Raw genomic sequence first — 13,444 nt, forward strand, 5'->3', positions numbered from 1 at the left:
AGCAGATAATTGTAAGCTTTATATTTAATGCTCTTTTGTTATATTCGAAGATAATGAATTAATAAGCGACTCTTGCAACTGTAAAAAGTACGATAATTAATAGAATAAACAACACAACAATTACAGAGAATGATCTATTAGAAGATGGGCCGTAACCATAACTTGGTGACACACCGTAACACATGATATTTTCTACCTCCTTTCAAGTTGTGTATATTAAATTTAAAAATTGTATCCGTCTAGTACACAACATTACAATTACATAAGACGATAATTAGTAGGATAAATAATACGATAACCAAAATTGGTATAAATGTTGTAGTATGACTCATTTTTTAAACCCTCCAATCAAGTAAATAATATTGTTTAAGACTGCGTTCGCAATGGTTGTGCTTTCCGTTATTAGATATAAACATGTAACCCCTTCCGTTCGTGAAATCTTTTCTATTTATACAATAATTGAGCTTTCATAAAACACATCATACTGTCCAAGTTTTAGTAAACATAGCAACCAAGTTTACGAAAAGAGTCTTTGTTTAATATAAAAATTGATAATGTGGTGATAGGGATAGATGAAAGATAAGGTTGGTGGTAGTAATAATATATGTATTCATAATTGCTTTGCTTGTACGAATTGATTGGTAATAGAATACATTTTTATAGCAGTATCCTTTTATATTGATATGAATACTTGGGTATAGATCTTTGTAACAGCCTGAAAAGTAAAAGAATATATGATATCATAGTTAAGTGAGTCTATTAGTTTAGATACAACATATGTGGAGGCAACTATGATAAAGAAACTAGTGAAATTATGTATAATAATTATATTTATGTGCTCCATTCAAATAAAGAGTTATATTGCTTATGCATCCGATGAATCGACCTTCAACATTAATAGTGAAGCGGCGTTATTACTTGATGGAAGCACTGGGGATGTATTATATAGTAAAAATGGCGATCAAAGAATGTATCCAGCAAGTCTAACCAAAATTTTAACGGCTATTATTGCTATAGAAGAAGGAAATTTAGAAGATCAAGTTACAGTAAGTGAAAATGCTAGGAATGTTGATGGTACACGTGTTTATCTAGAGGTAGGTGAACAAGTTACTTTACTTAAATTAATTCAAGGTTTATTAATTAATTCAGGTAATGATGCTGGTGTAGCTATTGCTGAATACTTTGATGGCAGCGAAGAAAAATTCGCTGAGCGAATGAACAAATTTAGTGAAGATAAAATAAATGTTCAACATTCTCAGTTCAAGAACCCACACGGTTTATATGATCCGGAACACTATACAACAGCCTCAGATATGGCTCAAATTACTAAATACGCGATGAAAAATGATACTTTTCGTGAAATATTTGGTACAGTGGAATTAGAGTGGAAGGGCACAGGCTGGGAAACGACTCTGTATACACATAACGAACTATTAAGGTGGTATGACGGTGTTACAGGTGGCAAAACAGGGTATGTTGATGAATCAGGTCATACATTAGTTACCTCTGCAACTAAAGGAAACTTAAACTTAATAGCAGTTGTTTTAAAAGCATCCTCTAAAAATTTCGCTTATGAGGATACGACTGCACTTTTTGATTATGGCTTTGAGAATTTTATAAAGAATGTGATTCCGAAAAACAAGCAATTTGTTGACGAACAAAATAATGAATATATCCTTTCTGAGGATGTGACCTATACTAAAAAAAGCACCGAAGATGTTTCATTGTCGACCGATGAGCAAGGAATGCTAAGCATTTTAGGAGAACAAAATAGAGTAATAAATACGTATCAGTTGGATAAGGTTGACATGAATGAGAATATGAAAGATGGAGAACAAACAACGCTTGCTGGAAAAAAGGAAGGTAGTTTGTTGATAACTTCATTTATGTTTGTGATTCCATTGTTTGTTTTTTTTATTATCATTTCAGTATATAGAAAAAGGAAAAAGAATGTTTCTTATTATAAAGAGGTAAACTAATTATTATATTCCTTATATAGGTATGAAGAGAGTTACAATTCCCAAGAAGGTATTGTAACTTTTTTAATATTATTTGGAGGCAGGGACATTGTGATGTTTCAATTAGAAAATGTTACTTATAAGAACATATTACAACTAAAATTTTTGCAAATCCAAACTGGCAGTGTAACAAGTATTATCGGGAAAAGTGGATCAGGAAAATCTACTTTATTAAAGTTGCTAAACAATATGATATCAAGTGATAGTGGCGTAATTTATTATAATGATAAATCTATAGAAGAAATAGAGCCAGTTGAATTAAGACGTCAAGTAGTAACTTTAACACAATATCCTGCCATATTTGAAGGAACTGTTAAAGACAATTTGCTTTTAGGGCTTAAGTTATCAGAGAAGAATTATACATCAGTGAATGATGAAGTCTTATCAAAAACGTTAGCAATGTTTAACTTACAAACTAAGTTGGATGTAGATGCGAATAAATTGTCAGGGGGAGAACAGCAGCGTCTCGCCTTTGCAAGAATAATGCTTATGAAAGCACCTGTGTACCTATTAGATGAGCCCACATCTTCCCTTGATGAAGAGACCGAGGATTTGGTTATAGGGCGGTTTATTTCTCGTGCAAAAGCAGAGAAAACAACTGTTGTCATGGTAACACATTCCATGAAAGTCGCGGAGACATACTCAGATTTTATAATAAACATGGAAGATGTTAATGCTTATAAATGATACATTTAATAAGCATACGACAAAAGTTATTTAGTATTATTTTCATTACACATATGGCAAACAATAACAGTGATATAGGATGTGAAAGCCATGAATACGATTGAAGATATCTCACTAATTCAACTATTAAGCGCATATATATTTATTATTATTTTATTATTTATCGTAAAACGGAAAGGCATAAGTAGAGAACGAGAAATCTTAATTGCGTCAATACGCATGACTTTTCAATTAATATTAGTTGGCTACATACTTACTTATGTTTTTAAACACTCTAACCCTTGGTTAACTATAATTATAATATTGCTTATGGAATTATTTGCTGTTTATAATATTTTCAAAAGGTCAAAAGAAACTATTTCCATAGAGTTAAAATGGTATATAACGATCTCGTTATTTATCGGAACAATCGCAACGATATTGTATTTCGACTTTGTCGTTATCAATTTTATGCCTTGGTATGATCCTAGATATTTTATACCTATTTCAGGTATGATCATTGGCAATGCAATGACTGGTATTAACTTGGGAGTGAATACGTTAATTGAAGGAATGAAAAGTAAACGACATCTAGTTGAATCTGCCCTTATGCTCGGAGCAACACCAAAGGAAGCTTCTAAAACCATTGTTAATCAAGCTTTTGATGCTGCTATCCTACCAACAATAAATAGCATGGTAGGCATGGGAATTGTTTTTTTACCAGGAATGATGACAGGAGTTATCCTATCAGGTGCTGACCCGTTAGTTTCAATAAAATACCAAATTGCTATCGTTTTAGGCATTACTGGAAGTGTATCATTATCAGTTTTCTTATTTATCCAGTTCGGCTACAAAACATTCTTCACTAATCGAGCCCAATTAAAATAATATTAAAGTGTCAGTCCCCCGTCATAGTAGTAGTTTATGTGATGGGGGACTGATGTTGTATAAGTGTATAAAAAAATCAAGTACAGTGAAATTAAAAGCTAAACTTCGTAATAATATTGAGAATAATAACCTCGGCTTCAAGATAAAATTGTATATGTAACATCTTTATATATTAAATCCTTCCGTATAAGCCTTATCCAATAGGAAGAAACTGCTCAATTTATAACGAAAATACTTGTTTGTGGAGATAAAAACAGGAACTTTCAATGCAATTGAAGTCCCAACAATAGTGAAATATTGATAATATCCAAAATAGCTTAAGAATAAATGGTAATGTTGTAATAATGAGCTATCGTTCTGCGTATATTGTTAAATCAATATTCTCATAATTTTGAAATAGAGCAATTAATATAAAAATGGAAGGGGAGGAATGAATTGGTTGTCGATATCCATAACCATATTTTATATGGATTAGACGATGGGGCTACAACATTAACGACTACAATTGATATGGCAAAGAAAGCTATTGAATTTGGAATCAGCCATGTTGTTGCTACGCCTCACCAAGATTTTAAGAATTACTATAATCCACCAACAAAAATATATGAAAAACTAGATGAGGTTAATAGACTATTAAAATCTGAAAATATTCCGTTAACGATTTGCCCTGGTATGGAAATTGGCCTATATGAAGGTATCATTAAAGATCTAGAGAGGAATCAGCTCATATCTTTGAATGATTCACATAAATACTTGTTAATTGAATTGCCTAGTGAATATATACCTCATTACACTGAAGAAATATTTGAAAAAATGAAATCTATGGGATACGTACCGATCATTGCTCATGCTGAAAGGAATGCTGAAATTCGAAGACACCCAACTAAACTATTGCATTTAATTAACCAAGGCGCATTAGCGCAAGTTACAGCAGCTAGTGTAATTGGCTTATGGGGACATAGATTACAGAAAGTAACATTATCATTAATAAAGCAAAACCTTGTGCATTTCATAGCATCAGATGCACACAATACAAGTAGTCGATCTTTTGATTTAGTATGTGCATACACGTTTCTTGACAAAAAATTATCAATACATTATTCGAACTACTTCAAGGAAAATGCTCTTCACATTATTAAAGGAACACCCATTATATCGGCTGTCAAATTACAAAAAAGGAAGAAATTATTATTTATTTAAATACGGTAAAGCCAGCTTCTCTTAACGTACGCAAAAAAGATTGTTGTTAAAAGGCTGTTTTTACATTCATTGTGTATTCAAACAAAGATATTTGTAAAAAATTGAGCTCGTAGCAACTTTTACAATATTTGAGTTTTTACACTCATCAAATTGTCGGTCTACAAAAGCTTTTTTCGTCTGGATTGTTGTTTTTCGTAAGAAAAAATAAACATGTGTCAACTAGAGTTCCTAGCATCTTTTTTTTCACTAACATATAAACCACTGTTCATGGTAATAATTTGGTAAAAATAGCAACAAAGTACATGAAAAGAAGCTATTAAAAGGAGAGCAATAAAAGCTATGTATATGAAAGGGGGCAGGATTTTGAAAGTTTTAGTAACCGGGGGAGCAGGATTTATTGGTTCACATATTGTAGAAAGACTTGTGCAAGAGAATTATGAAGTTACCGTAGTAGATAATATGTCAAATGGGGATAGGGACAATATTCTTGGACATGTATGTCTTCATCAAGTTGATATTACAAGTTCTGATCTTGAAGATGTATTTTTAACAGAAAAACCGACATTCGTCATTCATCAAGCAGCACAAGCGTCTGTCCCTTATTCTATGAAAAATCCGTTAGCAGACAGTAAAATGAACATACAAGGTACAATTAATTTACTGCAATGCTGTATCAAATTTAATGTAAAAAAAATCATTTTTGCGTCAACAGCTGCGGTATACGGTAAACCTCATGTAACCCCTGTGGATGAAAGTCACGTGCTCAGTCCAAAATCGTTTTATGGTGTGTCGAAGGTATGTGCAGAAACGTATATTCAGTTATACGAAAGTATGTATGGACTCAAATATTGTATTTTAAGATATGCTAATGTCTATGGGCCAAGGCAAGGAATGAAAGGTGAAGCTGGCGTTATTTCTATCTTCTTAAACAAGGTCCTTGAAAATGAGCGGATTGAAGTTTTTGGTAATGGTAATCAAACGAGAGACTTTATTCATGTTAAAGATGTTGCAAATGCAAGTTATCTTGCACTAAGCGGTGGTGATAATCAAATAATGAATATTAGTACAGGAAGCCAAACGTCAATTAACGAACTAATAGACTTGGTGGCAAAGGCTACGAATAGAGTAATTAAACCTGTGTATGTAACAGGAAGAGAAGGTGAAATTAATAACAGCTATTTAAGTAATAGTAAAGCACAAAAACTGTTAAATTGGTATCCAAATTTCCAACTGGAACAAGGAATTAAGAATACTTTAAAATATCTTATTAAGAACGTAGGAGAATGATAGATTTGTAAGTTATATAAACAAAGGGAAAGTCTAATAGAAAAAACATAATGGATATATATCCAAATTATGTTTTGAAGTTGTTTTTTGATAGTAACATTGTAATAAATGTTGATTGTTAATAAAGTAATCTCTTCGTATTTTGTGTTTAAGCCACGTTTTATTTGAGCGATGTTCAAATTCATTGCTTTTTCGTTTAAGCAATAAATTTGTGCATATTATCTTTGTATAAAGCTCTTTTCGCATACTATGTTGAAATAATATGATAAATTTTAATAAAGCTTAAAAATTGTAAAAGTAAAAAAGATATCCCGAATACTATATATATCTTAGAACATTTAGCTACAGAATGCGAAAATTACCTAGTAAAACGGTGGCATTGATTTTTATTTCGTTTTTTCATTAATATTAACAATAAAGATTATGATAACATCCTTTGTATTTGTAAACAGTTATCTATATTGAATAGTAGCATTCATATATAATTCTTCACTTTAGGTTACAAAAGAAATGTGTATACAGGGTAAGAAACATGATCATAACAGAATGTATACTTTGGAAGTTATAATGTGTAGGGAGCGTTTTTTAGTTAGCGTCAACCGGGGTTAATAATTTAATGTAGATTTTTAATACCTCAATTAATTCTTCTTTTTCATCTATTATTTGAAATGTAGAGTATTTAAATGTACCTTTAAAAACCGTATCATTTTTTCTTATTTCTATATCTTGATTGTTTTTTACTAATGCCAGAAAACCAGAAGTATCCCTTCTTAAATAACTAATTATTATATCTCCTGATTCGATATCGACAATTTGTACTTCGATATGATCATTATCATCATTTTCTAATACTACAATATTACTATCACAATATCCTTCATTCGTTTGAGGAATAATAGAGTGTAACTTATAACCAGCTTGCTCCTCTTCATATAGAATTGATTCTAATTCAACAAGGTTTTCCCGTTCTAATTGACCAGCGATTTGATAAACTTTGTAATCCATATACATACCTCCTACATTATCATTGAATGTACAATTCAACAAACAAAGAAAAGTTCCTGTTAAATTTTAAAAAAATTCTATTTTGTCCGCTCCGTTATCTTTAATCCCATTGGTTAAAACAAATGAAACATTGCATCCCCATATCATTCCAACTCTTATTGAAACCTACAGACACGTTCATATAGTAAGATTTTATGTCGATAAGGTTACCAAATTTTAGTTTGTATGCAAACATTGAATTACAAATAAATCCATATCGTTTACAATAAAGATAATTTAAACTAAAAGGTGTGAACGAATATGGGGATTATATTAGCAACAGAAAAGAATGTAGAATGGATTAATAACCAGTATAAGATAGCAGGATTTATTCCAAGTGATTTAAAAAATGAAATTGTTGCAATTGTAACTTACAATGGAAAAAATGCAGGTATAGGGCGTTTAGTTCAAATTGATAAGGATAATTTGGAAATGGGAGGTATTTATATTCTTCCAGCATACAGAGGGCATAAATTAGCTGGAGAACTAGTATCATTTTTAGTTAAAGAAGCAAAAAAAATAGATGCTGCTAATGTTTATTGTATACCCTTTGATAACCTTGGGAATTTTTATAAAAAATATGGCTTTAAAGAAGTTCGCCCGCAAGAAGACGATATTCATGAAGCAATAATTAATAAATATAACTGGTGCTTACAGGAATACGATAAAAACGTGTTGTTATTTAGATTATAACTGAATAAAGTCAATACGTTTATGCAAATTGGATTACTATTTTGCATGAGAGGAGTATACTATTGGAGGTTCTGTTGTTAATCGCATTTCTAAATAATAGTATCATTTTCAGTCTATTTTACAAGCTGAAGAACACAAACTGAAATGGGCAGAGGGAGAACAATAGAATTTTAACAGAAGATTTATTAGGTATACTATTATGTGGATAGCTAGAGTAGGGCCTATATTTTTGTGTAAACACGATTATGAGTACTAAGAAATCCAGAGAACATAAGATGTTATGAAAATAGCCCTATCTTTATAATAGCGTAGGGTGTTTTTTTATGATTATTTACTTGTATGAAAAGTAGTTACGTTAATGCATCTGCAATTATTGTTTAGAGTGACGAGTGATTCACCAGTTTTATTATCAAAAATAGACAGACGATACGTGTGACAACTGAGATGTACAAAACATATAAGTAATATTCTTCTATTACGTTAAAGACATAGTATTTTTATAATAAAATACTGGAAATAGTAAAAAATATTCAATATTACTATTATTGGATTACCTTTACTAATAGGAGAAGCCTATGCAAGAAAAACTACAACCTCATCAAATATTTGCTCTTATTTATATGTGTCAAATCAGTGTAGGAATTTTTAGTTTACCCCGCATAACAGCTGAAGCATTTGGAACAAATGGGTGGCTTGGAATTGGAATAGTGTCCGTATTTTTTGTGGTAAATATAATACTTATCGGGTTAGTCTTTAGTTTTGGAAAGGGACGTACAATTTTTAATATTATGGATATACTACCGAAGTTCCTGTTATGTCCATTCTATATTTGTGTTGCATTGCTTTATGGTGCCCTTGGAATATTAATAGCCAAAAATTTTCAATTAATACTCAGTATGCTCTATTACCCGAACATGTCTATTTTATTTGTTGTCCTAATGGCTATTTTAACATACTGGCTTGTTCGTAGAGGAATTTATCATATCGCTAAAGCTACTGTTGTATTTTTTTCAACGATATTAATCGCACTCTTATTAGGATTCCATATACCAGAATTTTCGTTCACAAGATTAACTCCATTTATTTTTGAAGGAGAAAAAGAATTATTAATGAAAGGGAACCAAGTAGGCTTACACTTTCTAGGTGTTGAAATTGCTTTACTTTTTATCCCTTATATTTCAAAACTGAGTACCGCTATGAGACCTATATTATTTGCTCATCTCTTACTCACATTTATTTATCTAGCTACTTGTTTTATATCGTTTGGATTTTTTAGTTTTGAGCAATTAATAAATGATGTATACCCTGTGATAACATTGCTTGAATATGTTGAATTTCCAATTGTCGAAAGAGTTGAAGGTTTTGTTGTTAACTTATTCATGTTTGAAGTCCTAGTTACCATTGTTTTATTTTTTTGGGGAGCAGACCAATTTTTACAGCAAGCCTTACCTAAGATTCCACCGCGCTTATCAATACTATGTTTATTATTAGTTTCTTCTTTAATCACAGCGTTTATAAACACAAGGAGTGAATTAGAACTTTGGATATACTGGCTCCGATCAGGTGAATTATTAATAGCAATGCTGTTACCAATTATTTTGTTAATTCTTATAGGAGTACACCATTTATATAGAAAGAAGTGAATGTATGTTGTTTTCGTAATGATTTTCGAGCATGTATTTCTTACGCCGTGGCATCTTTCTTACTTAAAAAAATTTATTGAGCCTTACAAAATTCATCAAAATCCACTATTAATAAAGCTTACAACATAACTTACGTAAAAAAAGTAAGTAGTTATCGCTAAGTCAAAACAGCCCTTATGAAGAGCTGTTTAGTATAATCAAATATTTAAATAATACTTTCTGATCAATTCTTGCTTTTTTTGTTCGATTTCATTATATATATCAATATTGAATATTTTTTTCCTTTTACGTTTTAACATATCTTTTAACAATGTTATCACCCTTTACATTTGATACTCTAAGTATAGAATGATATCGAGTTGCTGAAATCGAGCAATAGATTGTTTTTTTCTCGTACTTATGACTGAATCGAACCTACTTCAAGTGTTCCATCTAACTTAAGTGGCTCATACCATACACAATATTGATTAAGTTCCATGCTATTAAATAATATATACGACAAAGCTTCGGATGTAAGATTTTCTATTTTGCACATTTTATTTAGATTGTATAGAAGTCGATTCAATACGTATTTAAACTACAACTAGGACGAATTCTATTTATTAGTGAGTGTTACTAGGAAAGAGTGTACTGGCTGTGTCTTGATTTTAAGAGAAGAGTGCCTATAATCAAAGATCATAATTTAAGTCCAAAAAAATAGCCCTATTCACTGCTGTGAGAGAAAGGACTAAAAATGAAAAAGAGAAAAATTGTTTCACCACTTAGTAAGTATTATGAACTATAAATATGTCAGCAGTGTTCTGGAAATGTGACAATTTTGTGACATTTTACTAATGAATAGACGTACCATAAAATTACATATAAATCATTTATTTTAGTAATATAATTATGATATTTTTAAAACTTTTTTTAATCTAATTCGTTTAATTAATTGAGAAGGAAAAAAGATAAAAACATTTTTACAATGTTCCAGCAATAAAAAAAGTTAGTATTTCTATAAATGCTATATATAGAAATACTAACTGTAATTACACTGCGTAATAGTTAAATTGAATACTATTTATTTACCGATAAACATTTGAGTCCAGTAATTTCCTTGCTCAACATATCCTACGCCGATGTGAGTAAAACTTGAGTTAAGGATGTTTTTACGATGACCTTCACTGTTCATCCAAGCATTTACAACTTCCTGAGGTGTTTTCTGACCGTATGCAATGTTTTCTCCAGCTGACTTATAAGTTATACCGAATTTCTTCATCATATCAAACGGAGAACCGTATGTTGGACTATTATGATCAAAATATTTGTTAGACTGCATATCAGCAGACTTAGTTCGTGCAACTTTACTTAGACTCTCGTCTATTTTTAATGCAGATAGTCCACTTTTTGCACGCTCTGCATTTGTTAATTCAACTACTTGTAGCTCAAATTTACTTAATGCTGAAGATTCCTCTTGTGGTTGTTCTTCCTGTGGCTTTTCAGGCTGTGTTGGTGGACTAGTCGGTGGTTGAACAACAGGAGCTTCTTCTATAGGCGTATTATTAGATTGTTCATCATTAGATGGTTGAGTTGGGATGTCAAGCTTAATATTGTACTGTTTGCTCAATTGTTGTAATAATTGTTGAATCATTTCATTTATTGTTTCTTGTGGGATCTGTGAATGCACTTCATATTTTACGATTGGTTTTATTGTAGGTTGATTGCTTTCTGCTGAACTCATTCCTGGTGAAGCAAATAATAGAGTCATAGCAGTTGCAGTAGATAGTAATATTCCTTTTTTCATAGTGTTATTCCTCCTCGGTGTTTAACAAAATTGTATCTAGTTTTATTTCTCTCTTACATCAACTATATCATGAAATTTTTGTAATAATTAAGGGAGAACATGCCAGTGACATATATAAGAATGTCCTAATAGTTTTAATTTGATGGAAACAGTGATCACTTAAGTGAATATAAGACATTACCAAATAAATACATTAAAAAATATTTTACTATTAAAATCCATTACTGATAAATAATACATTAATTTGACTGTTGACACATTTTCTACTGCTAACTTTTAAGACAATTTCATTACAAATTGTTAACAAGCCATGTTATATATTTGTAATATAATATATAGGCTTACGGAAACAAATTTTAGAAAGAGGTTAGATGAGGGGTTAATAAACTTCTTGTTGAACATAAGAAAATCGTAACTCTATTTACATCTTCGATGTAATGTTAATGAGTTACGATCTAAATGGTATTTATAAATTCGGATTTTCTTGTTTAAAGAAGTTAGGCGTTATAAGTGAATTATTATATTCTTTGTGAAAAATGTGAGTTGTTGCAGGTGATACAGGTGGGACTAGCCATGTCCAATCCCCAGTAACTTGTCTCCCGCAAGCTTGCTCTTTTTGTTCAAACATCTTAAATTGTTGACTTGCAGTATGATGGTCAACAATACTAACGCCATCATGTTTATAAGAGTATAACACAGCTGTATTTAATTCAATAAGTGCTCTGTCTTTCCATAGAGTAGCTTGCTTTGTCGTATCAAGTCCCATTAAAGAAGCTACCTTGGGAAGTAAATTATACCTGAATTCATCTGCGAGGTTTCTTGCACCAATTTCTGTTCCCATGTACCATCCGTTAAATGGAGCAGCTGTGTATTGTATACCTCCAATTTCTAATTTCATATCAGAGATGATTGGAACAGCATACCATTTAATATTTAAATCTTTAAACCAAGCATATTCGGGGTGTTGTAAATGTACTTCAATGACTTTTTCTTTAGGGATATGAAAAAATTTAGGTATGTTATTATTTATTTGTATGACAATCGGTAATAAATCAAAGTGTGTACCTTCACCTTTCCAACCGAGCTGTTGGCATTGTTTAGTGAAGGGGATGGAGCTTGGATCTCCGATTACACCATTGTCCGTTTCATAGCCAGCGTAACGAATTAATTGATGGTTCCATATCCTTATTTGCCCGTCTTTCTTTATTGGTTTAAAAATAGTAATGGTGGATCTTATATTGCCATTGTTCGAAGCATAATCAATATGTTTGAACAATGCATCACCTATATCTTCTTCAGTTGTGAGGTGTCGAAAATCAAAAACTTTTAGGCTGTCCCAAAAGAGTCTGCCAATACATCGATTACTATTGCGCCAGGCTAACTTGGCCCCGTATTCTAACTCTTCAAACGTGTGGGAGTATGTGCCATGTTCGGTAATTTCTTCTGTTATGCACGTTATTCGATCATTAACTTCTCGTTCTGTTTTTTTAAATTCCATGTAACATTCTTTAATAAATTGCTGTGCTTCTTGAAGTAACAAGTTGTTCAATTAATAGTCCTCCAGTTTTTCTACTTCATCGAAAGTGTAATAGAAATTAAGTTAAACTTCAAGCTATACATGCATAGTTGCTAATAATGAGTTGAGGTTGAGAGTGATAAAGATATTTTCAGGTTAGGATGAAAGTTTGATGAATGTTGTTAGAGGATTTTACCTAAAGTTAATTTTCGCATTGAATATTGTTGTTCTTTCTAAAATTTAATCAAGGATTATATTAAAACTTGTAACATCTTGTGCTTTATAACTTTAACAATCATAAATACCTTGTTTGCCATCTCAATTATATAAATAGCAACAAAGTGTATCATAAGATTAAAGAAGCCACCAATCTTCAAACTGTTCATTTGATTGGTGACTTTAAAGTTATAATTCTAGTTATTTACCAATAAACATTTGAGTCCAATAGTTACCTTGTTCAACGTAACCAACACCAATGTGAGTGAAGCTAGAATTTAAAATATTTTTGCGATGACCTTCACTATTCATCCAAGCATTCACAACTTCTTGAGGTGTTTTTTGACCGTAAGCAATATTTTCTCCAGCTGATTTATATGTGATACCGAACTTTTTCATCATATCAAAAGGTGAACCATAAGTTGGACTATTATGGTCAAAATATTTGTTAGACTGCATATCAGCAGATTTAGTACGTGCTACTTTACTT

12 protein-coding genes are annotated in these 13,444 nt (G+C 31.2%); 7 read left to right on the forward strand and 5 right to left on the reverse strand.

Annotated elements, in window-relative coordinates:
• Window positions 1-58: 58 nt before the first annotated feature.
• Complete coding sequence (gene yjcZ / locus SLH52_RS15860) at window positions 59-184, reverse strand: sporulation protein YjcZ (protein WP_320210247.1); 126 nt, start codon at window positions 182-184, stop codon at window positions 59-61.
• 607 nt (window positions 185-791) lie between these two features.
• Between yjcZ and SLH52_RS15865 the strand changes: the two genes are divergently transcribed.
• The 5 genes from SLH52_RS15865 to SLH52_RS15885 all read left to right on the forward strand — a co-directional run bounded on the left by SLH52_RS15865 (window position 792) and on the right by SLH52_RS15885 (window position 6,059).
• A complete protein-coding gene (locus SLH52_RS15865; RefSeq protein WP_320210248.1) occupies window positions 792-1,979 on the forward strand; it encodes a D-alanyl-D-alanine carboxypeptidase family protein in 1,188 nt (395 codons plus the stop codon).
• Between the two features lie 93 nt (window positions 1,980-2,072).
• Complete coding sequence (locus SLH52_RS15870) at window positions 2,073-2,705, forward strand: ATP-binding cassette domain-containing protein (RefSeq protein WP_320210262.1); 633 nt, start codon at window positions 2,073-2,075, stop codon at window positions 2,703-2,705.
• Between the two features lie 90 nt (window positions 2,706-2,795).
• Window positions 2,796-3,572, forward strand: a complete 777-nt coding sequence (locus SLH52_RS15875; RefSeq protein WP_320210249.1) for an ABC transporter permease — start codon at window positions 2,796-2,798, stop codon at window positions 3,570-3,572.
• A gap of 435 nt (window positions 3,573-4,007) precedes the next feature.
• Window positions 4,008-4,772 (forward strand): tyrosine-protein phosphatase, encoded by a 765-nt coding sequence (locus tag SLH52_RS15880; RefSeq protein WP_320210250.1) that lies wholly within the window; start codon window positions 4,008-4,010, stop codon window positions 4,770-4,772.
• Window positions 4,773-5,135: 363 nt separating this feature from the next.
• Window positions 5,136-6,059 carry an NAD-dependent epimerase/dehydratase family protein gene (locus SLH52_RS15885; protein WP_320210251.1) on the forward strand — a complete coding sequence of 308 codons (924 nt, stop codon included), beginning with the start codon at window positions 5,136-5,138 and terminating at the stop codon, window positions 6,057-6,059.
• A 585-nt stretch (window positions 6,060-6,644) separates the two neighbouring features.
• Here SLH52_RS15885 and SLH52_RS15890 read toward each other — a convergent pair.
• Complete coding sequence (locus SLH52_RS15890; protein ID WP_320210252.1) at window positions 6,645-7,064, reverse strand: hypothetical protein; 420 nt, start codon at window positions 7,062-7,064, stop codon at window positions 6,645-6,647.
• 300 nt (window positions 7,065-7,364) lie between these two features.
• Here SLH52_RS15890 and SLH52_RS15895 point away from each other — a divergent pair, with 300 nt between their 5' ends.
• Both SLH52_RS15895 and SLH52_RS15900 read left to right on the forward strand, forming a co-directional pair.
• Window positions 7,365-7,796 (forward strand): GNAT family N-acetyltransferase, encoded by a 432-nt coding sequence (locus SLH52_RS15895; RefSeq protein ID WP_320210253.1) that lies wholly within the window; start codon window positions 7,365-7,367, stop codon window positions 7,794-7,796.
• Window positions 7,797-8,371: 575 nt separating this feature from the next.
• On the forward strand, window positions 8,372-9,439 hold the full coding sequence (locus SLH52_RS15900; RefSeq protein WP_320210254.1) for a GerAB/ArcD/ProY family transporter: 1,068 nt from the start codon (window positions 8,372-8,374) through the stop codon (window positions 9,437-9,439).
• Window positions 9,440-10,499: 1,060 nt separating this feature from the next.
• On the opposite strand, the gene SLH52_RS15905 is transcribed toward SLH52_RS15900, so the two are convergent.
• From SLH52_RS15905 to SLH52_RS15915, 3 genes are all read right to left on the reverse strand, one after another.
• Window positions 10,500-11,222 (reverse strand): CAP domain-containing protein, encoded by a 723-nt coding sequence (locus SLH52_RS15905; RefSeq protein ID WP_320210255.1) that lies wholly within the window; start codon window positions 11,220-11,222, stop codon window positions 10,500-10,502.
• A gap of 466 nt (window positions 11,223-11,688) precedes the next feature.
• A complete protein-coding gene (locus SLH52_RS15910; protein WP_320210263.1) occupies window positions 11,689-12,762 on the reverse strand; it encodes a nitric oxide synthase oxygenase in 1,074 nt (357 codons plus the stop codon).
• A 393-nt stretch (window positions 12,763-13,155) separates the two neighbouring features.
• On the reverse strand, window positions 13,156-13,444 hold a 289-nt coding region (locus SLH52_RS15915), incomplete at its 5' end, for a CAP domain-containing protein (RefSeq protein WP_320210256.1).

The organism is Cytobacillus sp. IB215665, from assembly GCF_033963835.1.
In the GTDB taxonomy this organism is placed as follows: domain Bacteria; phylum Bacillota; class Bacilli; order Bacillales; family SM2101; genus Nanhaiella.

What these genes read in the sequence shown, in the direction of transcription:
- yjcZ (WP_320210247.1), bottom strand. Translation starts at nt 184, where the DNA reads ATGTGTTACGGTGTGTCACCAAGTTATGGTTACGGCCCATCTTCTAAT.
- SLH52_RS15865 (WP_320210248.1), top strand. Translation starts at nt 792, where the DNA reads ATGATAAAGAAACTAGTGAAATTATGTATAATAATTATATTTATGTGC.
- SLH52_RS15870 (WP_320210262.1), top strand. Translation starts at nt 2,073, where the DNA reads ATGTTTCAATTAGAAAATGTTACTTATAAGAACATATTACAACTAAAA.
- SLH52_RS15875 (WP_320210249.1), top strand. Translation starts at nt 2,796, where the DNA reads ATGAATACGATTGAAGATATCTCACTAATTCAACTATTAAGCGCATAT.
- SLH52_RS15890 (WP_320210252.1), bottom strand. Translation starts at nt 7,064, where the DNA reads ATGGATTACAAAGTTTATCAAATCGCTGGTCAATTAGAACGGGAAAAC.
- SLH52_RS15895 (WP_320210253.1), top strand. Translation starts at nt 7,365, where the DNA reads ATGGGGATTATATTAGCAACAGAAAAGAATGTAGAATGGATTAATAAC.
- SLH52_RS15900 (WP_320210254.1), top strand. Translation starts at nt 8,372, where the DNA reads ATGCAAGAAAAACTACAACCTCATCAAATATTTGCTCTTATTTATATG.
- SLH52_RS15905 (WP_320210255.1), bottom strand. Translation starts at nt 11,222, where the DNA reads ATGAAAAAAGGAATATTACTATCTACTGCAACTGCTATGACTCTATTA.